Raw genomic sequence first — 21,970 nt, forward strand, 5'->3', positions numbered from 1 at the left:
TAGTCTTTAACAAAAGTCTCAAACTGATTAGGTAAATATTCCACCAGCTTGCCTGAGGTCTCTACGTAAGTGCGCAAGGTGTCGGGTAGCGACAAATATATGGTCGCTAAATTTTGCTCTAACTTGTCATTGCCCTTACTTTTGGCCTGTTGCAAAGCAAAGGGAATATCGGCAAAGGTACTAAACATACCTAAGCAGTATTTTAAGTCTTTTTGCAGCGTTTCGATGTCTTTGCTACTGGTGTTTAACATGGCTTGCCAAGCTTTTTGCCAGGTTGAATCAAGTTGGCTATGGGCTAATAACAAACCTTGCAGCCAAAATGACAAATGGCCGTCTTTGTAGGGCGGGGCCGGCAACGCTAAGCCTTGCATGAATTCAACATGTTCATCGCGCATGTTTTTGAGTTGCCACTGCAAGCACAACATTGCCGCATCTGCGAGTTGATCCACGTCTTCGCTGTATTGCGTCGGCACTGGTGCTTTGAATAACCAAGGTAACCACTGAGTGGGAAGCGGAATTTCAGGTGCAGATGCCACCCCAAAAATACAGCCCAACATGCTATAGGGCTCGAGTACAAAAGGGCGCAGGGTTTCACTCGTAGCAAGATGATGGAGTTGTTGCTGACTGGGATCAGAAAATTGCGTCATTGGCTAAACTTGTGCGGATAAAGATACATAGACACAGCCTTGATTAGAATGTATGCGCCGCAGGCTCTCAAAGTCTATTGGTTTAATCACTTAAGAATAAACGGCAAGTGTAAAAAATACAGGAGTGTGCAATTAATCGATGCTGATTTCATTAATGAGCCTTTCTACTTTAGCGGAAAGATCTGCAGTGACAAAGGGTTTAACAATAAAATCAGAGGCGCCCAAACGCATCGAATCAACGACCAATTTTCTAGTGGCACTACCCGTCACCATTAAAAACGGACAGGTGTTATTGTGCAGTCTCAGCGCAGCTAGTATATCCAAGCCCGTTACATCTGGCATAAGCCAATCGCATATAACGAGGGAAATTTTTTTCATCTCTTCACTTTTTACAAAGGCGAGGGCCTTGGTACTGTCTGAAAAGCTGATTATTTCGCCTGATACAATATCTTCTAAGATAATGCCAAGTAACTCTAGAATGATGTGATCATCATCTACAATTACGATATTACAATCGTACACCATTCTTCCTTTTTGCCACTATTTCGATTTTTGTACATTTAATTGACTCATGCAGAATACTGAAAAGAAGCCTTATTGCAAAATCAAAAATTAACTTTCACCCAAAATTTACTCAGACTTTACATCCACTACATTGCTCTTTTGTAAAATGCGGTAAAATTACACCCACATTTAAACCTCGTAAAAAACAAATACGTTTAGCTATCATAAAATAAATCAAATTGTGCGGTGGTTAATTCACTAAATGATAGGCCAATAAAAGGTAAAATTCCCTCAGCAATGGGTTTAATTTGTTTATCAATATAGTGCTCATAATCCAAGCTTGAATTAATAAACTCAACAGGCTCTGGGCCATTGATGGTAATGACGTAACTGATCCACCCTTTGTTCTGGTACCTAGCAGATTTACCCCGCTTTAGGTATTGCTCGTCAGCTAAACGCGCCGCTTTAACATGGGGCGGCACATTTTTTACGTACAAATCTAAACGTCGCCTGATCCGTTTGCGGTAAACCAAATCTTTATCTACCCGGCCTGACTTCAGATCATCGATGGTTTGCTGTAAAAATTGCCTTACATCTTGTTGAGCGAAAACCAATTGGTACAAGGTTAACTGAAACCTTTTAGCCAAAGGCGTCCAATCAGAACGCACCGTTTCCAAACCTTTAAATACCAGCTCATCTCCCTTGGATGTGCGCTTTAAACCGGCATATCGTTTTTTACTGCCTAACTCTGAACCCCGAATAGTGGGCATTAAAAATTGCACAAAGTGCGTTTCAAACTCTATCTCGAGGTAATTTTCTAATTGATATTCTAGGGCGATGAGTGCAGTCCATTGTTGATTGATACTGTGTGCCAGACGCTGACCAATACACTGAGCTTGCTCATCTGACTCAATACCTTGTAAATAAACAAAAGTAGAATCAGTATCGCCGTATATGACCTGATAACCCGCTTGTTCAATCCAATGCGCTGTGGTTTGCATAATGTCGTGACCGCGCAGGGTAATTGAGCTGGCTAAGCGGGTATCGTAAAAGGGACAGCCACCAGAGCCAAGTACCCCATAAAATGAGTTCATTAGTATTTTAATAGCCTGACTTCGCACCGAATCGCGGTCTTTTTTTGCTTGATCTCGTTGCTGCCATAAGGAGGTAATAATATCTGGCAAAAAGTGTTTTGTGCGATCAAATACCGCCCCGCGATAGCCGCCAATGGCATTGTCAGGGGCTTTTAGTCCCTCAATTAAACCAAGAGGGTCGATTTTAAAAGTACGAATAATCGAGGGATACAAACTCTTAAAATCGAGTACCAGAACGTGCTCATATAAACCCGGCCTTGAGCTCATCACATAGCCCCCAGGGCTGGCCAAACCACCATCAATTGGCCGGTTAGGCGCAACATAGCCCGCCCGATGTAATTTTGGTAAATACAGATTAACAAAGGCGGCTACCGAGCCCCCCATTCGGTCAAGCTCTAGGCCTGTCAATTGGCTACGTAAGGTTAAAAAATCTAACACTTTGGTCTGGGCAAAGATTTTCAATACGAGAGCGCAATCTTGCAGGTTATAGCGTGCTAACTTAAGCTTATTAAATTGAAAATCGTGTTCAATTTGAGTTAAGCGGTTGTCAAGGTCTTCAGCTTCTTTACCTTCGCCAAGAAGCGCTTGTGCCACACTTTCTAAACTAAAACTGGCGAATTGATACGTGGCGGTTTTGAGTGCATCAATACCGTCTATGACCACTCTGCCTGGCATCGTGACGTAGCCTTGATTCACTTCGTTACGGGCATCGCGCCAGATAATTGGCTGCTTACCTCGTCCTAGCGTCAGGTTTACCTTATGTAGGGCGGCTCGCTTTATCAACAAACGAAAATCAAAATTGACCACATTCCAGCCAATAATAATATCGGGGTCAAGTCGCTGAATATGCTCAACTAAAGCAATAAGTAAGGCTTTTTCATCTTTGAGCCAATAAATCCACGGCTCACTGGCTTGAGGCTCGCCGATCATCAAAACGTGCTTATCTGTATCGCTCATCAAGCCAATGCAAAATAATTCACCTTGCTCACTGCATTCGATATCTAAAGACAACACATTAAAACGGGGTTGATAGTTACCTGATTTCAGTTTTGCCTGCTTTAATTGCACATAGCCACTGCTGGTATTGAGCTCGTCAAGCACACCAATGACTTGCGCACTGCCATAAACAAAACGTTCCATCAAGAAGCGCTCACTAAGGCGCACGTCATCTTCAAAACACATCAATTGATGTTGCTTTAGCTTCTCTTTTGCTTGGTAACTGTGCATGGGCATAGTGAAGTACAAAGCGGCCACGGGCTCTTCATCAAAAGTAGTCAACGCAACATCTTGACAATCAAAAGGGATTTGATGTTGCGTTAGAACACTGCGAGCAAAAGTCACATTTTCTTGTTTAATAAAAAATAGCACTTTTTGTGTGCCGGTGGTGGCTTTAACCACACCTTGATCAGTTAGGATCCATAATTCTAAATAGGTTTCACCGCGTAGCTCAACCGTCTGTATGGTTAAAATAAAACCAGCAAATTCACTCGACATATTACTCAGATAATTGATTTTGATCGGAAAGAGGATTTAGCGTTCGTTGGGCGAGGACGATTTGATTACGCCCATTATTTTTTGCAATATACAGCGCCTCATCAGCACTGGCTAATAAGCTTTCGACAGTATCTTCATGTTGGTACTCGACCAATCCCACTGAAATGGTTACTTGAATATTAGGCTCACCTATTGTTCTACCGATACACCTTAGTTGGTCTGACAAATGACTCAACGCTTCATGCGCTTGCTTGCCATTGGCTTGTTTAAAGATAGCGAGAAACTCTTCCCCGCCAATTCTTCCAATGACATCGGAGCCTCGCAGTCCTTTACGAAAAACATAGGCAAATTCTCTTAGCACTTTGTCACCCACCAAATGCCCGTATGAGTCGTTAATTTTCTTAAACCAGTCGAGATCGATCATGGCCAAACATAGATTCTTATTGTGTTTGCAGGCCCATTCAATGTGCTCACTTAGCACCTGCATCGTATGGCGCCGATTGTACAACCCTGTGAGTTCATCAATATTAACGAGCTTTTCTAATTTCCTTTTGTAAGCCCTACTTCGCTGGACCGTAACAAGCATCAATAAGCAAGCCAGCAAGCTAAATGCACTAATAAGAATAAGCTGTATTCTGTCATTTTTTTCACTGCTTAATTGCAGTTTTTGAATCGCATTTTTTTGGCTTAATACTTGGTTTTCTTGCTGTGCAAGTTGGATTTCAAATCTTGAACGTAGCTGATGCAAGCGCTCAGTGCTGTTGTTGTTTTGTACCTTTTTATGAGCAGAAAATGCACTTAACAAACGTTCATAGGCTTGTTGGTAATGTTGCTGTCGATACAACAGATCGGCTTTTACTTCGTCAAAACCAATGCTATGAGTTGGCATGTTGGCCCTATCTAAAAAGGCTTCAGCTTGGTCTAAATACGCTTGCGCCTTGCTTAGCTCACTGGTTTTAAACGAAAGATTAACAAGGCTGAGCATCACATTAAAACGCATTTGGTGATTATCTGCTTGTGCAAAAATGTCAGCGGCCTTTTTAAGGTCTCGCTCAGCCTCCTCAAACTTCAGTTCAATAATATCGATGTCAGCTAACTCTTTTAATGCATAAGCGACACCTTGAATATCATCTATTTTTTCTGCTGCTTCCTTTGACTCAATCAGCTGAGCTTTAGCCAACGTAATGTTACCCAAGCTGCGATTGGCCTTACCTAAGCCATATAAGGCAATACTCAATTCAAGGTGGGCTTGATTGAGCCGATGAGCCGCAATGGCTTCTTCATAAAAAGGGATAGACAGTTTATCTTCGTGGCGGTACTCATAGACTTGGGCCAGCATCGAGGCGATATGGGCTTTGCTCAAGGTGGTGGGATCATCATTAGCAAGAGAATAAGCAAGTTGAAAGTCGCTCAAAGCCGAGACGTATTCGGTCAAGGTTGTAAAAATAATTCCCCTTGCAAAAAGGCTATCTAAGTATAAAAGCGCATCATGCTGTTTTGCCCATTCTACGCTGTCATTGATTTCGGCTAATGCCTCACTTGCATGTCCACTATTTTCTAAGGCTAAAGCTTGGGATATTTTTACCTTATGATAGAGCCAAGGTTGTTCAGTCAAAGAGGTGTAAGTTAATGCGAGCTGGGCGTATTCAAGCGCTTTTTTAGGGTAGGTTAAATTGTAAAATGCTTGACTCAGTACAAGATGATATTGCGCAAGAGTAGTAGGGTCCGAAGCTATTTCTGGCTCAAATGCCATCAAGCTATCTAATGCTGCTTGAGGTTTATTTTGAGCTAATAGTGCAAGGGCTGAAAAGGGCTCATCTAACTTTCTCAGCGACTGTGCATGAGCACTTAAGGCTATTAAGCACATCAAGCCAATACAAAGTTGCCTAGCTTTTAGCAAAAGATTCATTAGCCCCTGACAAGTGCATTCAACTGAACATTAAGCTTATCACTTATTAAGCAAGTAGCAAAAAGGCTTCTATTACCGAGAAGCCTTTTGTTTTAACAACCTAAAACAACTGGATTATAAGCTACAACGCGCAGCCCCCTCGTTGGACACCAGTTTAATCTCTTTCAATTGTATGGCGGTGCCTTCGCTTGAGCGTAAACCAAACGGGACCTTGATCCGAGTTAACGCATCGTTGGACAAACCAAAACAGCTCAGTTTTATTTGCGCTTTTTGCCAGTCCTGCCCTGCCTTTAATTTAAGATCATCACTGATGTCGATATTGGTATCACAACCATCGCAGTCGATGTAAAGCGCAGTAGTGCCTTCGCTTGCGCTTATCACCTTGTAGTCAATTTGTATTGCCATATCAGCGGTTGATTGACGACTCAAATTTACCGGACTGCCTTGTAACAAGAGTTGTGCATCACCTTGCCAAGTCACTTCAATCGTATCTTCTTGGGCTAGGTAATCTGCCGCTTTAACATTCACACTACCCGCCGCGCTCCTTTGTGCATTACCCGTCACTTGCGTTTCACCGGCTTTATCATTAAGCACTAAGCGCCAAGGTTGTACGGCATCACCAGCAAATAAATAACGACTGTCATTTTGAGCAGTAATAGTCGGATCGAGTGTTTCATCGAGCTCACTGAACACACTGGTGTCGGTCACACTTAAACCATAGCCATAGGCAAACAAGGGATCATAGCCAGGTTTACCAAGGTTTAACTCAACATCACTTGGCGTACGAGGCCACGAGAACGAAAGGCGCCCACTAAAGTCATATTGTACCTTATCTTGTGCATCACGAAATAACATATCAGCCACACCACCACCTTCTGATCCCGGTAACCAAGCAGCAACAAAGGCGTCAGACGCATTGATTTCTGGGTTCACCCACATTGGTCTGCCCGATAAGAATACGCTTACAGTGGGAATACCTTGAGCTTGTAAGGATTTTAAAATGGCTAAACTATCCTCAGGTTTAAAATCTACATCAGCCACATCGCCTTGAAACTCAGCATAGGGCTGCTCACCAAAAACCACAATCGCCACATCAGGACGCTGGCTAAACTCACCACTTTCGTTAAGTTCAACACTACCGCCTGCAGCCGTCACGGCACTCGCAATACCTTGGTAAATAGACTCGCCATTTGGAAAATCTGAGTTTTTATTCCCGCTTCCTTGCCATGTTAATGTCCATCCGCCGGATTGCTGACCAATATTATTGGCCGCGCTGCCGGCAACCAAAATCGTTGAATTAGGCGCTAAGGGCAACAACTGCTCATTGTTTTTCAACAAGACTAAAGACTTACGTACTGCCTCTCTGGCAACCGCACGATGCTCGGCCGAACCTAACAATTCAAATTTACCTGCATAAGGTCGAGATGAAGGTAAACCCGCTTCAAATAAACCAGAGATGAGTTTTACTCGCAAAATACGTGATACCGCTTCATCTAAACGGGCCATTGAAATTTCGCCCGACTTAACTTGTGCGAGAGTATTTTTGTACAATTCTTTCCAGCTATCAGGTGCCATGAACATATCTAAGCCAGCGTTAAACGCCGCAGCACAACTCACGTTACTACAACCAGCAACTTGACCATGTCCATTCCAGTCACCAACCACAAAACCATCAAACCCCATTCGTTCAACCAAGACATCGTTAAGCAAACCGCGATGACCGTGCATTTTTTTACCATGCCAACTGTTGAATGAGGCCATAACAACCAAAGCACCGTGCTGAATGGCCGGTGGATAACCTGCGGCGTGGATATCTCGCAGTTGCTCTTCAGTGGCAAGGGTATCACCTTGATCAATACCGTCTTTGGTACCGCCATCACCCACAAAATGTTTCACGTTGGCTAACATGTGATCATTATCTAAAAACTGTTCGCTGTTTACTCGGCCTTGAACTCCCTCAACGACCATGCCTGCATAAGTGGAAACGATTTCAGGATTTTCAGAAAAACTTTCAAAGGTTCTGCCCCAACGATCGTTCTGAACCACGGCAATAGTAGGGGCAAACGTCCAATCAATTCCCGTTACAAGAATCTCTCTGGCAGTCACTGTGCCAATTTCACGCATAAGCTCGGGATCATTCGCTGCGCCTAAACCAATATTGTGAGGAAATATCGTCGCACCCACTACATTATTATTACCATGTACTGCATCGATACCCCACAAAGCAGGAATACCCACGCCGCCGTCTGAGGTATCGGTTGAAGCAAGCCAAAACTTGTCTGCCAACTTTAGCCACTCAATGGCAGGCGAGTGATTATCGTTATTTGGTGCAGAGTTACCGCCATTTAGTACCGAGCCTAAATGATATTCCTTTACCTCTTCAGGCGTTACTGAAGCGATATCAGCTTGAATAACCTGACCGACCTTTTCTTCCACTGTCATTTTTGCCAAAAGCATGGCTATACGGGCTTCACGAGCTGGTTCGCGCGCAATAGGCGAGTTTTGCTTAGGCCAAATTTCTGGGTGAATCTTACCGTGTTCAGAAGATTGCATAGCTGGCGGCGGCACTGAAGCCGTGTCAACCGCGCCATTGCACCCAGCCAGAGCGGCTAGGAGTGAGAGTGAAAGTAAATGTTTTGTCATGTTAAGCCTATTTTTTTGCTAAGCACTTGGCGATGTAAGAACGACGCTATAGTGAAGCGCTCTGTTAATGGGTTCAGGTCAAATGAATCGTCTGGAGAGATGTCGCCAGAATGCAGACTCGAATACCGATAAATAACCGCTCGATTAACGTAAGCGGATACTGATGCAACCCAAAAAGAAAACGTTTTCATTTTTAATATAACACGGTTTTTGGTGTGTATCATATTGCTGAATTTAGTTTTTTAATTGCTTGTCATCATCAAACTGTAAAGCATTCGCTTTACAGTGCTGCGTAATAAAATCTTGATGGCTGGGCATGTAGTCAGCGGACTTGCGAATAACACTCAAGACATTATTGAGTTCTCGCTCTATTTTTTCTTCAGGTATAAGATCAACCAAAGGATCGTAGCCCAAGGGCTTAAGCCCTTGGCCATTCATGACTTGAAACCAACTTATGCTGTCGTACATATTATCGTTAAAGCGAAAAATACGACCATTTTGTTGATACTGCTCGATTTTTTGTGTCACTTCAGGTGGCACACTCATTGTCCGGCAATAATCCCAAAAATCACTATCGCTGCGTTTAGTCACACAATAATGAGTTATCAAAAGATTGCGAATACATTCAATTTTGTAATTAGTTTGGCGGTTATATTCATCGATATCCGCTTGTTCAAAATCCATATTTGGGAAGAACTTAAATAGCTGCTCAATGGCAGACTGCACCAAGTGCAAACTAGTGGATTCTAGCGGTTCAATAAATCCTGACGACAGACCGATGGCTAAACAGTTTTTATGCCACGATGTTTTACGATAACCCGTTTTGAAGTGAATAACTCTAGGCTCAGTGAGCAAAGCCCCTTCGACATTGCTCAGCAGAATATCTCGCGCCTCCTCATCTGACATGTACTGACTTGAATATACATGCCCATTGCCCACCCGATGTTGCAAGGGAATGCGCCACTGCCACCCGGCTTTTTGCGCGGTGGCTTGCGTGTAGGGCCACGGCGCTTGGGTACTTTGTGTTTGCACGGTAATGGCACGATCGCAAGGTAGCCAATGACTCCAATCTTCAAACTCCGTTTGTAAGGTTTCGCCAATTAATAGTGCGTTAAAACCAGAGCAATCCACAAAAAAATCTGCTTCATGCTCTGTGCCATCTTCAAGTTCGATGGCACGAATAAATCCGTTGTTATGTTGGCGCACTTGCTTCACTTTACCTTGGCTACGTTTTACCCCCCAATTTTCTGCGAGCCTACGTAAGTATTGACCATATAAACCCGCATCAATATGAAAGCCATGATCAAGGCCCGATAAGGGGGAATTGCCCGCATCAAAGGCGCGCATGAATTTTTTATCTTCGCTGGCGACAGCGTTTAATGAATAGTGCTCATAACTTTCGGCCTTACCTACAGCACGCAATTTTAACCAATATTGGTAAAACTTTGCATGACTGCCCATGGGCTTTCCTGACACCCCAAATGCATGATGATAGGCGTTGCCTATTTCATCCCAATTTACGAATTTGATGCCCAACTTAAAGGTTGCTTGCGTTTCGCGCATAAATTCATTTTCATCAATTCCCAACAAACGATTAAACCCTTGTAGTGCTGTCAGCGTCGCTTCACCTACCCCCACCGTTCCAATCTCATCGGATTCAATCAATTGAACCTGAATATTCATCTGTCGACTCAGTTTGCCAAGCGCAGCTGCTGTCATCCAGCCTGCTGAACCGCCGCCAAGAATAACGATTTTTTTAATTTTTGCTGCTGGCATATGCTTCACTTTTAGGCCTTACAATTGGCATTAATATAGTCTTGATGGGCAGGCATATAATCTGCCGATTTACGTATTACGGCATGAATATTATGCATAGTTTTGGCTAATTCTTTTTCGCTAAGCATGTCAACTAAAGGCTCATAAGCCCGAGGTGTAAGCCCTTGGCCATTCATCACTTGAAACCAGCTTTGGTAGTCAAACATTTCATTATTTATTCTGAAGATTCGGCCATTGTTGCGAAATAAGTCGATCTTTTGTTGGACGGTCTCAGGAACTGACATTGTGCGGCAATAGTTCCAAAAATCACTGTCGTCACGTTGAGTCACTTTATAATGCAAAATCAAAAAATCTCTGATGCGTTCAAAGTCAAAGGTGGCTTGCCGGTTGTACTCATCAATATCCACTTGGTCAAAATCTGCATGGGGAAAGAATTTAAATAATTGCTCAATGGCCAGTTGAATTAAATGCAAACTGGTGGACTCAAGTGGCTCTAAAAATCCTGATGACAAACCGATTGCAAGACAGTTTTTATTCCAACATTGACGACGATGACCGGTTTTAAATTTGATCAATCGAGGCTCAGCTAAGGGCTTACCTTCGATGTTATCTAGCAGTATTTTTTTAGCCTCCTCGTCAGACATAAATTGACTACTGTACACATGCCCATTACCTACCCGATGTTGCAGCGGAATGCGCCATTGCCAGCCAGCAGCATGTGCAGTGGCCTGCGTAAATGACCACGGTGTTTGGGTTGATTCTGACGCAACGGCAACAGCCCTATCGCAAGGTAACCAATGACTCCAATCTTCGAATGGGGTATTTAATGTTTTGCCGATAAGCAGGGCGCTAAACCCGGAACAGTCGATAAAAAAGTCAGCTGTATGCTCGCTACCATCTTCTAAAATTAACGATTTTATAAAACCATTTGCATGTTGTTGTACCTTTGCCACTTTTCCTTCCGTGCGAAGTACACCGCACTGTTCAGACAGTGTTCTTAAATATTTAGCGTACAAGGTGGCATCGAAGTGAAACGCATAGGCAATATTAGACAAAGGCGAATTGCCCGCGTCAATCGAGCGCATAAAGCGTTTTTCCTCACTGGCAACGGCATTGAGAGAATATTCTTCGAATTTTTTTGCCTGACCCAGACTGCGCATTTTTAGCCAGTATTGATAAAAGCGTAAACCGCCAATATCCTTACCTAGGTCGCCAAAAGCATGATGGTACTCATGGCCAATTTGATCCCAGTTAACAAACTTAATACCCAACTTAAAGGTAGCCTGCGTTTGTTTCATAAACTCATTTTCGTCTAATCCAATCAACTTGTTGAAGAGTTGAACGGGAGGAATGGTGGCTTCCCCCACACCCACTGTGCCTATTTCGTCTGATTCTATCAATTGAATTTGATACTGTTGCTTATTGAAAGTCTTAGCTAAGGCTGCAGCCGTCATCCAACCAGCCGATCCGCCGCCAAGAATAATCATTTTTTTGATCTTTGCTTTGGTCACATTCAAACCTTGTTTTTGTTTTCGAGTCAACACGTCATAAATTAAACAAAAAAAAATGTGTTTCGCAAAACGAAACACATTTTTATCCGTTTTTAACTCCGTAATTTAGAAGTTAGCACGAAACACTAAGGCGACTCTACGGTCAGAAACAAACCAAGAACGGCCAGTTTCTAACAGTTCATCATTTAATATCATGATAGTTTTTGACGTTGAGTTAGTTAGGTTTGTACCTTGAATACCCACAGTGTAATTTTCAAAGTTATAGAAGAACGATGCATCAACTTGACCACGATCGTCATTCCATAGTGGCGCTTTACTGATTACATCACGTGTCGTTAACAAGTACTTCGAACGCCAGTTATAAGCAATACGAGCACTTATTTCATCTTTTTCATACATCGCAATAAAGTTAATGGTTTCTTTAGACTGCCCCTGCAGTGGCACAGCATCAAAGTTAACTCGGATACCCGTATCGTTGAAATCACTGTTGATCCAACTCGCTTCATCGTACGACTCTTCATTATTTGGCGTACCGCTAGCGTCAATATAGCTATAAGTAGCTTGGATACCAAAACCGGGGACAAAATCATCAAAGAACTGTTGATAAGCCACTTCCAAACCATCCATTTTCCCCTTTGAACCATTTACAGTAGACGACACTAAAGACGTTTCTGTTCTACCCGTTGAAGGGTTGGTATAGGTTTGTGGAGACGCCCCTTTGATGAAGTAATTTTTCAAGTTTTTATGAAAAATGGTCGCACTTAATTGGCCTACGTCAGCGAAGTACCATTCTAATGCGATGTCATATTGCACTGACTCCATCGGTTTCAAGCCGGTAAAACCACCACTACCTGTGCGACCGATGATGAACGCATCTTGTATTAAACCGTCTAAAGGATTCACTGTATCAGGGTCAGCTTCCGGATCGACAGTCGGTCTGACAGTGAACACGTCCGCACCCAGTGTTGTTTGGTTGCGAACGTCCTGAAGATCAGGGAAGGCGGCTGCTTTAGAAAAAGCAAAGCGCGCAATCAGTTCATCGGTCAATTCAACTTTAATGTTAAAGCTAGGCAGTAATAAGTTGAAATCAGCCTCTGAATTTAAGACATCATCGTAGTTATTACCCCATTGTCTGTCTTCTGCAGACAAGTAATTGATACTATCTGACACCCATCTATTTGCTTCGTCATCTAAAAATGCGTCCGCATCAGCATACACACCGTCGTTGACTTGTTGAGTGATATAGCCTCTGACAAATTCATTGGTTAACTGCTCTGGCACCCCTTCCGGTACAGGCGAATCAGGCGTTAAATCAGGAAAGTTAATAAAGCCCTTGGACTCACGGTTTAGCGTGACATAACGTAAACCAAAGTTACCGCTGTACCGAAGGTCATCGTTTCCTTCAAAGTTAACTCTTACATAAATGGCTTTGTTGGTTTCGATGGTATTATTTACGTCACCTGGGCTAAACAAACCAAACTCAGAATCACTTGCTCCGTTTTGATTTGGGTATGAATTCCAACCATTTGCATTTGATGTATAGGGTTGTCTGGCTGGATTAGCCCCCATGATTGAACGCACATAGGCTTCAGTAGCATGAATAGTCTGGTTGCCTTGAATAGTCAGTACATCTCCACCATGAAAATCACTCCAATCTACTAACTCAAAATCATTTTGATAGCCATCAATTGATGTTAGCCATCCCGTGCCGCTTGAAAATTCTGGTGCTAAGCCATTCCAATTATAACTGGTTCTACGCACGGTTTGGTCTCGTTTGGCATACCGCACACCAGCCTGAATTGAAGTGAACAATCCTTCGTCTTCTAAATGATAGGTACCGTCAAAACGTACGGCATTAGAATCACCTTCAGAGCGTTCATAATGATCCATCGCGCTGCGTAACATATAGTTGTCGTATTCACTAAAGTAGTTGCTATCACCTGCGGGATCATTGGTGAAACCAGGGTAGATGCGATCAGGATTATTTGCATTTTCAGGGGCAGTGCCAGCAGCGAATAATTCTGGATTTGCATCTCGATAACCATACCAAGGTTCGACTAATGACAACGTAGGTGTCGAGCCAGTCACATCATAAATTTGACCTGCTTTAGTACCCGTATGTACCACAACATCGTCATTAGAACTTTTCGCTTTGATATGTTGAAAATCAGCGCTTAAATCTAAGTTTTCACTAGGGCTCCACTCAAGATTCAAAGAAAGATCTTCGACTAATGAAGAGCTGTCTTGAATACGACTATCAAATTGGAACATATGAGGGAAATCTTGGCGAGAATTAGTCCCCCATGTGCGAGGAATACGGTCTTGATTACCATCAGCCGCACGCCAACCATCTACGCCACCATCGGAAAACGTACCTGATTCAAACACGCCACGATCATCAAAAGTAAATTCCGTGCCACTTAATGGGCGAGTACGACGATTGTTAATTGAATAGTAGCCACCCTGATATTTAATCGCTTGCTCATGCCACGTTAAATTAGAGTCTGAACGAATATATTGTAAGGTCGACTGAAAGGTATCATCTTCATTGGCATACTGCAGGGCAGTTGAAAACCCTTCGCGAGTACGATCGTCAGTCTTTTTCAGTGCGTTACCTGCTTGTGGTGCCCAAACGGTGCCGTTGCCATCTTCTCCAACAAACGCCTCTGCACCGGCAATATCACGAGCATAAAACTGCACCGCTGCATCAGATTGAATACCATGAGATTGTCCGTATAACTTTGAATGAGCATAGTTAGCTAGAAAACCAAAACGGCCTCCACTATCTAGCTCCCATTGATTGCTATACAAACCTGATAGAGTCGGGCTTCCTTTTTCAGCCAAACTGCCGTAGGAATAGTCGCCACTGAGCGCGACCACTTGTTCTCTTGAATCAAAAGGTTTACGCGTACGTAAGTTAATTGTTCCGCCAATACCGCCTTCAATCATGTCAGCCGTTTGGTTTTTAAAAATATCAACACCACCCATCAATTCAGGCGATACGTCTTGAAATGATAATCCCCGGCTTGAATCAGCACTAAAGGAGTCACGACCGTTAAACTCAGAGCGTGTTTGGGTCATACCACGAATAATGGCACCAGAACCTTCCACACTGAAATGGTCTGGATCAGAGGGCCCATCAAACAACTCTATCGACACACCGGGTAAACGTTGTATGGCTTCTAATACACTGCGATCAGGTAACGAACCGATATCGGCTGCGGTAATTGAGTCCACAACAGTTTCAGAACTGCGTTTTAAGTTTTGTGCGTTTAGCAGGTTTGTCCGTGTACCCGTTACTTCAATTAATTCGACATCTTCTTCACTTTCTTGTGGCGCCGCTTCTTGTGCGTATGTCGTTGCACATACACTCATCATAGCAAGTGCTAGAAGAGATTTTCGAAAGGTTGGAGCCTGTGATCTAGTTATTTTTGTAGCCATTACGACTTACCTCTGTGGTGTGATTAAAGTCATCTGCAGCCCCTGGTATTGGCTCAAACAACCCTTTTAAACAAAATCCCAAAAACGTGTAGTTGTATTGTTTATTAAATAACGTTTTTGATAATCGTGCCGTTTTCGTCAAGACCAACAAACATTTTATTTACATTTGCACGTTAACAAAGTGAAAACAGATGCAGCAACAGTGAGCTTAACGACTGGATTACTATGGAATTTTGCTTAAATACAGTCAATCAAGGTAGGAGAAAACTGAAAAATGAAACGATATTTCGCAACATAGAATTAACAAGATTTGATAATTCGCACTTAAATAGGTCACAAAAATTCAGACTCATAAGGCGAAAGAACGATTTCGTAAACAATGCGGGGAGAAAGGAACTAAATGCCCAAAACCTTAAAACAAAAAAACGTAAAGGCTAAATGTGATAGGCCGCTAAATTTCAGCAATTAGCGGCCCGATGATGAACGTGTTTGCCAGTCTTTGTTAATTGTTATTTGATGGCATTTTGGACATAAAGCCCCAACATAGTGCCAACAAAACCACCCGCCACTTCCGTGCTTAACATGGTGGCGTCAGCCTCTTTGAGTAATAGCTCGGCGGTTTTATTTTCGGTTTGATAGTAAAAACTAATCAGCCCTTTTTCACCCCTAACTTGCAAAGTCAGCGCACTGCCAATATTGAGAGGAAGCGATGTTTCAGCAACCATAGTGGATTGCCCATTATTGACTTGCTGCACAAATAGGTGGTAGTGAGTCCCTTGCTTTTGCAGCGCAAAATAGTAATAAAATTTCTCGTTTTGAAAGGCCACCATGCCACCTGATAGCTGCTCATTTTGCGGCAATACCACAGATGTGCTGGCATCAAATGTCATGTGTTGCTGGCGACGACCAACAAAACTGACTTTGTTTTGTTGATCCAGTTGATGCTGACTGGCTTGCAGGTTTAGTCGTCCATCGTTGATACTTAGCCACTCAGAATCCAGACTGCGTAACAGATTCCAGTGTGGATTTAAACGGCGTTTGTCAAAGTCGTCTTGCCACACAAAATTGCCTGTTTGTGTATCGACCTCTGTCAGTGGCTCAAGATGTTTTGAAATAAGGGGCTTGGCTACAATATAAGGTACGGGCTCGCCTTGTGGCAGTATATGTGGCCACTCGTTTTCCCAGCTAACCGGTAATAAAAACGTTTCTCGTCCGGTGTTATATTTATTGCCCTGATAAGGGCGTGTACCAAGAAACACCGCCCACCATTCTCCCTCAGGTGTTTGAATAAAATCAGCATGCCCCGTGCTCGTAATTGGATTTGCTCGCTCAACAGGTAAGTCTCGTTGAGTTAAAATTGGATTACCCGCGTACGGCTCAAATGGTTGTTGTAAGTCTTTACTGCGAAATACCACTTGTGAATGCTGTGGGCCAGTGCCGCCTTCGGCGCAGCTAAGATAGTACCAGCCATTGATTTTATAAATATGCGGGCCTTCAACCCAAATCGGTTGCTGGCTTATATCTGCCCCCCCGTTAACAATCACCCGACCACTATCAGGCACCACTTTTAGCGTAGCTAAATCAAACTCCCACAACCAAATGGCACGGTGGCCTTGATAGAGAGGCTCGCCTTGCGGTGCATCGTTATGGGCAATATAAGCCTTACCGTCATCATCAAAAAAAATATCAGGATCGATACCGCCAATTTCGGGCAGCCATATAGGATCTGACCACGGCCCAGCAGGATCGCTTGCCGTTACAATAAAATTACCCCCACCAGCAACGAGGGTAGTGATCATATAAAATACGCCTTCGTGATAACGCAAGGTAGGCGCATAAATACCTTGGGACACCTGTAAATTTTGCATATTCAGCTGTGACGGCTGACTCAATACATGCCCGATTAGCCTCCAATTTACTAAATCACGACTATGGGAAATCGGCACACCCGGCGCATAGGCAAAAGAAGAATTAACCATGTAATAGTCATTGCCTTTGCGGGTAATACTCGGGTCCGGATAAAAACCCGATAGAATTGGATTTTGAAAAGAATTTTGCGGCAAAGCCTGTGAAAACAACGCATCAGAGCCTTGATATCTAAACCAATCAAAGCTCACGGTATTTGATACACTTCGGCTGTGCTTTGATTGTTCACTTGCTTGCTGGCAGCCACTTAAGCCCAGTAGTGTGCTAAGCAGTAAAGTGCGGAGTAAGACGATATTATTCATAGGTGTACAACTCATTTTTGATGTTAATAAGGCATTGTTTGGGACTGTAAAGCGGCTAGCACATAAACCAGTGGGGCATTCCAGTTGATCGCAATTTCATTGGTGGAATAACTACAAAAATCATCTATGTATGACGTTGCAGGAGCCTTTGATGGATAGTTGCATTGGTCTTGCCAACCATTTTGTGCACCTCCCGCCAAAAATCCCGGCACCGGGGCCACAACGTCATCGGCTTCTGATTGCCGATGATGAATGTGCATCGGTGACAATTGACCAAAGCCAGTCACATAGCTATAGCCAGTTGGATTGCGCCCCAAGATATAATCCGTTAAAGCCACAGCGCCATGACGAAATTCAGGATTAGGTTTATGTTGATTCGCAATGAGCAACAACATGGCCTTATTCATAGCAACTGCATTACTGCCCCACACAAAATCAGACTTTATCAAAGGTACCTCGTAAGCTGATTCTGCTAACTGAGCAACCATCACATTTGCTTGTTTAATCAGCTTATTTTCAAGTTGTTGATAGAGCTTGGCGGACATTAAGTCTTGGGCAAAACTCAATAAGGTAAAATAGCCTAAACTGGCAGTATGAGACCAGCTTGGGGTCTGAGGTGTTTGGTCAAGTAATAAAAACTCGTTGAGGTAACTATTGTCGCCAGTTAAGACAAATAATTGCGCGGCGGCAAAAGCAAATTCATCTGCCAGTGTTTTATCACCATAGGCGCCCGTTTTTACATCTTCTGGCTGAAGATAAAGTATTTCAGGATGCGTTTTGGCCCATTGCCAAGCTCCAAGCGCGGCTTTTTTATAGGCAGCACTTTTACCCGGATAAACACTGTCAAACTCTTGATAAACTTGACTAGCAAAGGCCATCACTGCAGCAAAATTTAGGGCCGCAGCAGTACTTTTTTGCACGACATAACGTTGTTCATGGGCATTTTCAGGCATCACACTGCCGGCAAAATTCAATGTTGTCAGTTTGTGATACACGCCGCCATCATTCGGGTCTTGCATGGCTTGTAACCAATCAAGATTCCACATAACTTCATTTAAGATATCGGGCAACCCATCACTGGATTCGGGTATATGACCATCACGCTTTTGGTAGAAATCCTTAAAATGCGTATAGGCTAGCAGCAAGGTGTAAGTTGAAATACCGGAATTCACTACGTATTTGCCGTAGTCGCCTGCGTCATACCATCCTTTGGGCGCTGATATTATTGTATTGGTGGGCCTTGCATCTGACGCGGCACTTACATGAATGTTAACCTGGGTGTCGGGATGTCCTGCTGACCTTGCCCATGGTCCGGCAAATTCAGGGCTTAAAGCCATACTTGCCCTATTGAAATAATACGCTTTGAGACTGGCATCATGTATCTGACGATAAACCATAGAGCCGACAGAAAAAAGTGCTGACGCTTTACCATCAGCTAACTCAAGCCGATAGGCACCTTCTTGGCTAAGGTCACTAAAATCAGCAATGCTGACGTTTTCTTCCGACAAAGGCCATATGCCTTTTTTTTGCAGCTTAGCGTTTAGTACCACTTGCCCCGTGGCTTGCGACACCACAGTAAATGCGCCACTTTGCTGAGGGCTAATTACGGCAACCTTATGATCATTAGGTAAAAAACCGACTTGGTTAATATAAATCTGTGGTTTTTGCTCAGCGGCCTTACTTGCGGGTACAGCAGCGTCCTTAGCCACATGGACTGTTTGACCACATGAGATCAACATACTGCTAGCAACCACACCAGCCAGTGTTAACAGGACCACTTTTTGTTTCAAAAGTCGAAGGCGCTTGGGTTTATGAGGCACAGGTAGGCGCTCCTTCTGGTAACAATTCCAATCTAATATTGGCGATTTGCACCTCAAACTGCCCTTCTGAAGCGATCATTATCGGGCTATTGATTTTGCTCAGGTCGGCGCCTTTTGCAGCAAAACAATTAATCGGGATCGGAAAGGTAATCCATTGCTTGGTTTTCATATCACGCAGCATCTTTTGAATATTGACTTCGCCACGACAGGGATAGCCGCAATCCATGCCGATAGATACAGATGATTTTGGCTTTTTGATAATATTAATTTCCATGGTTAGCGCGGCTTTATCTGCTAGTTGACTCAAATCAACTGGCGAACCATACACAGCAAATTGCCCCTTTCCTTTCGAGCGAGACCATTTTAAATTAAGCGCATCATCTTTGGTTTTATAAGCGGCTCGACTAATACTGATCTGCTTATTCGCTGAGTCCATTGGATTTTCTGTTATCGGTAAGACCCAGTTTCCCTCATCACCCAAGGTAAGCCCCCACCCGCCGATTGGACTGCCATCAAAAAAATAAAAATAGTTTGCATTAAGGGTGTTGGCATAACTGACACCTGAAAGTGTTGCCGATATTACAAGCAATAAACGAATTGCTAAGGTACGCCAGTCATTTTGTTTCTCAGAGTGAGTGCTGTGTATCATTTGTATCAACCTTTTTTATTTTTTGAGCCCTGTGTGACATACACGCTTTTATCGGCAACCATGCGCCACCAATGTAAATGCGATGTTACAAAATCGCGACCCAAGACTTCATTACATTATGTTGTTATGGTTTTACGTTTATAAATTTATCAGTGTTGAGTTACGTGCTTTTGCGTAAAAATGCGTTTACTTTGCGAGGACCCAATGCCTTTTTATGGCACTCGGTTTGCAACACCTTATTAACAGGAGAGCTTCATTAATGAAAATTAGGGCCGCTAGGGTCATAGTCACTTGCCCCAGTAGAAATTTTGTAACGATCAAGATAGAAACCGAATGCGGTTTGTATGGTGTTGGTGATGCCACCTTAAACGGTCGTGAATTGGCAGTTGCCTCTTATTTACAAGAACATTTAATCCCTTGTTTGATAGGCAGAGATGCCTCACAAATTGAAGATATTTGGCAGTTTTTTTATAAAGGTGCCTATTGGCGTAGAGGACCTGTCAACATGACCGCCATTGCTGCCATTGATATGGCGTTGTGGGATATTAAAGCCAAAGCGGCCAACATGCCTTTGTATCAACTGCTGGGCGGTAAGAGTCGACAGGGCGTATTGGTTTATAGCCATGCCAATGGCCGTGACCTTGCAGAAACGGTAGATGAAGTAGGTCGCCATATTGATATGGGTTACAAAGCCGTTCGTGCGCAATCTGGAATACCCGGATTGGATGGCACTTATGGCGTTTCAAAAATCAAAGGCTTTTATGAGCCGGCCGATGCCGACCTTCCCTCTGAAAGTGTTTGGTCAACCAGTAAATATCTGAACTTTATCCCCCGCTTATTTGAAAAATTACGTGATCAATATGGGAGTGAACCGCATTTGTTGCACGATGTGCACCACCGCTTAACGCCTATCGAAGCCGCCAGACTCGGCAAAGATCTAGAACCCTATCGTCTATTTTGGATGGAGGATGCCGTGCCTGCTGAGTTGCAAGAAGGCTTTAGACTAATACGCCAACACACCACAACACCTATTGCGGTTGGCGAGGTTTTTTCTTCCATTTATGATTGTCAGCAATTAATCACCGAACAGTTGATAGACTATATTCGCACTACCATCGTGCATGGTGGCGGCATTACACACCTGAAAAAAATTGCTGCGTTGGCCGATTTATATCATGTAAAAACAGGCTTTCACGGGGCCACGGACTTATCGCCCATCACGATGGGTTGTGCCCTGCATTTTGATACTTGGGTGCCCAATTTTGGTATTCAAGAACACATGCACCACACAGAGCTCAGCAACGATGTATTTCCCCATGATTATCATTTTGATCAAGGCTATATGATGATTGGTGATACGCCTGGGCATGGTTCAGACATCAACGAAGAATTAGCCGCAAAATATCCCTACAAAAGAGCTTATCTACCCGTCAACCGTCTTGAAGACGGCTCAATGTTTAATTGGTGAAAGGAAAACAATAATGTATTTAAGAAAGATAATTGCATGCTCAGCACTGCTTATGAGTGTATTCAGTAGCAATCTGCTGGCTGAACAATTTAGTGTGCTGGTATTTAGTAAAACCGCTGGTTGGCACCATAGCTCCATTAACGAAGGGGTTACCGCCTTAAAAGCCATGGCCGAAAATCATCATTTCACTATAGATTGGCAAGAAGACGCCAGTTTAATTAATACTGAAAACTTAGCTAAATTTGATGTTGTACTATTTTTACAAACTACCGGCGATATACTCAATGAGCCACAACAAAAAGCACTTGAAGCGTTTATTCAATCAGGTAAAGGCTTTGTTGGTGTGCATAGCGCCAGTGACACCGAATATGACTGGCCATGGTTTGGCCAATTGGTAGGGCGCCATTTCCATATTCATCCGCAAATTCAAACGGCACGTCTATCGGTAATTAACGACTCATTTCCCGGCTTAGAATACTTCCCTAAAACCAGTCTGTGGACAGAAGAATGGTATGAATTTGGCGAAGAGCTCAGTCCAAACTTAACCTATCTACTGAGCGTAGACGAGAGCACTTACGATCCAAAAGCGGATTGGGGCAGAGCGAAAGGCGAAGGCATGGGCAAATTTCATCCGGTTGCTTGGTACCAATATTTCGATGGCGGGCGCTCGTTTTACACTGCATTGGGTCATATGGGCGTGTCTTACAGCAACAAAGCCTTTATCGAACATCTATACGGTGGCATCTATTGGGCAGCTACCGACAAAGGTATGAAAAAATAATAAAG

The 21,970-nt window shown here is 43.4% G+C and carries 14 protein-coding genes; 2 read left to right on the forward strand and 12 right to left on the reverse strand.

Translation table 11 applies throughout. From position 1 onward, the window contains the following. The 12 genes from NWQ57_RS01310 to NWQ57_RS01360 form a co-directional block, all read right to left on the reverse strand. Positions 1-647, reverse strand: a 647-nt coding sequence (locus NWQ57_RS01310) for a YecA family protein (RefSeq protein ID WP_306020144.1), incomplete at its 3' end; no start/stop codon positions are given. Positions 648-779: 132 nt separating this feature from the next. Beyond that, positions 780-1,169 (reverse strand): response regulator, encoded by a 390-nt coding sequence (locus NWQ57_RS01315; RefSeq protein WP_306020145.1) that lies wholly within the window; start codon positions 1,167-1,169, stop codon positions 780-782. Positions 1,170-1,366: 197 nt separating this feature from the next. Beyond that, on the reverse strand, positions 1,367-3,739 hold the full coding sequence (locus NWQ57_RS01320) for a DNA polymerase II (protein ID WP_306020146.1): 2,373 nt from the start codon (positions 3,737-3,739) through the stop codon (positions 1,367-1,369). 1 nt (position 3,740) lies between these two features. Continuing rightward, entirely contained in the window at positions 3,741-5,648 is a 1,908-nt protein-coding gene (locus NWQ57_RS01325; protein WP_306020147.1) for a GGDEF domain-containing protein, read from the reverse strand. Positions 5,649-5,762: 114 nt separating this feature from the next. Beyond that, the gene (locus tag NWQ57_RS01330) at positions 5,763-8,291 is read right to left on the reverse strand and encodes an exo 1,3/1,4-beta-D-glucan glucohydrolase (protein WP_306020148.1); all 2,529 of its coding nucleotides are present in this window, start codon (positions 8,289-8,291) and stop codon (positions 5,763-5,765) included. After that, entirely contained in the window at positions 8,288-8,515 is a 228-nt protein-coding gene (locus NWQ57_RS22630; protein ID WP_372340871.1) for a DUF6445 family protein, read from the reverse strand. Before NWQ57_RS22630 ends, NWQ57_RS01330 begins: the two co-directional genes overlap by 4 nt. A 10-nt stretch (positions 8,516-8,525) precedes the next feature. After that, complete coding sequence (locus tag NWQ57_RS01335; RefSeq protein WP_306020149.1) at positions 8,526-10,067, reverse strand: tryptophan halogenase family protein; 1,542 nt, start codon at positions 10,065-10,067, stop codon at positions 8,526-8,528. An 11-nt stretch (positions 10,068-10,078) separates the two neighbouring features. Beyond that, entirely contained in the window at positions 10,079-11,554 is a 1,476-nt protein-coding gene (locus NWQ57_RS01340; RefSeq protein WP_372340872.1) for a tryptophan halogenase family protein, read from the reverse strand. A gap of 129 nt (positions 11,555-11,683) precedes the next feature. Continuing rightward, the gene (locus NWQ57_RS01345) at positions 11,684-14,956 is read right to left on the reverse strand and encodes a TonB-dependent receptor (protein ID WP_306020151.1); all 3,273 of its coding nucleotides are present in this window, start codon (positions 14,954-14,956) and stop codon (positions 11,684-11,686) included. Positions 14,957-15,528: 572 nt separating this feature from the next. Then, entirely contained in the window at positions 15,529-17,247 is a 1,719-nt protein-coding gene (locus tag NWQ57_RS01350; protein ID WP_306020153.1) for a glycoside hydrolase family 43 protein, read from the reverse strand. Between the two features lie 23 nt (positions 17,248-17,270). After that, positions 17,271-19,067 (reverse strand): glycoside hydrolase family 9 protein, encoded by a 1,797-nt coding sequence (locus tag NWQ57_RS01355; RefSeq protein ID WP_306020154.1) that lies wholly within the window; start codon positions 19,065-19,067, stop codon positions 17,271-17,273. Then, positions 19,057-19,716 carry a putative glycoside hydrolase gene (locus NWQ57_RS01360; protein ID WP_306020155.1) on the reverse strand — a complete coding sequence of 220 codons (660 nt, stop codon included), beginning with the start codon at positions 19,714-19,716 and terminating at the stop codon, positions 19,057-19,059. The genes NWQ57_RS01355 and NWQ57_RS01360 overlap by 11 nt, the downstream gene beginning before the upstream one ends. A 259-nt stretch (positions 19,717-19,975) precedes the next feature. Between NWQ57_RS01360 and manD the strand changes: the two genes are divergently transcribed. Both manD and NWQ57_RS01370 read left to right on the forward strand, forming a co-directional pair. Beyond that, positions 19,976-21,184: a D-mannonate dehydratase ManD gene (gene manD, locus NWQ57_RS01365; RefSeq protein WP_306020156.1), complete on the forward strand. Its 1,209-nt coding sequence runs from the start codon at positions 19,976-19,978 to the stop codon at positions 21,182-21,184. A 13-nt stretch (positions 21,185-21,197) separates the two neighbouring features. Then, positions 21,198-21,965 (forward strand): ThuA domain-containing protein, encoded by a 768-nt coding sequence (locus NWQ57_RS01370; RefSeq protein WP_306020157.1) that lies wholly within the window; start codon positions 21,198-21,200, stop codon positions 21,963-21,965. Positions 21,966-21,970 lie beyond the last annotated feature (5 nt).

This window comes from Paraglaciecola sp., from assembly GCF_030730205.1.
Lineage (GTDB): Bacteria > Pseudomonadota > Gammaproteobacteria > Enterobacterales > Alteromonadaceae > Paraglaciecola.

Bases quoted from the DNA above. Each gene is read 5' to 3' on its own strand.
- NWQ57_RS01360 (WP_306020155.1), bottom strand. From the start codon at position 19,716: ATGATACACAGCACTCACTCTGAGAAACAAAATGACTGGCGTACCTTA.
- NWQ57_RS22630 (WP_372340871.1), bottom strand. From the start codon at position 8,515: ATGATACACACCAAAAACCGTGTTATATTAAAAATGAAAACGTTTTCT.
- NWQ57_RS01370 (WP_306020157.1), top strand. From the start codon at position 21,198: ATGTATTTAAGAAAGATAATTGCATGCTCAGCACTGCTTATGAGTGTA.
- NWQ57_RS01345 (WP_306020151.1), bottom strand. From the start codon at position 14,956: ATGATGAGTGTATGTGCAACGACATACGCACAAGAAGCGGCGCCACAA.
- NWQ57_RS01350 (WP_306020153.1), bottom strand. From the start codon at position 17,247: ATGAATAATATCGTCTTACTCCGCACTTTACTGCTTAGCACACTACTG.
- NWQ57_RS01320 (WP_306020146.1), bottom strand. From the start codon at position 3,739: ATGTCGAGTGAATTTGCTGGTTTTATTTTAACCATACAGACGGTTGAG.
- NWQ57_RS01330 (WP_306020148.1), bottom strand. From the start codon at position 8,291: ATGACAAAACATTTACTTTCACTCTCACTCCTAGCCGCTCTGGCTGGG.
- NWQ57_RS01325 (WP_306020147.1), bottom strand. From the start codon at position 5,648: ATGAATCTTTTGCTAAAAGCTAGGCAACTTTGTATTGGCTTGATGTGC.
- manD (WP_306020156.1), top strand. From the start codon at position 19,976: ATGAAAATTAGGGCCGCTAGGGTCATAGTCACTTGCCCCAGTAGAAAT.
- NWQ57_RS01335 (WP_306020149.1), bottom strand. From the start codon at position 10,067: ATGCCAGCAGCAAAAATTAAAAAAATCGTTATTCTTGGCGGCGGTTCA.
- NWQ57_RS01340 (WP_372340872.1), bottom strand. From the start codon at position 11,554: ATGATTATTCTTGGCGGCGGATCGGCTGGTTGGATGACGGCTGCAGCC.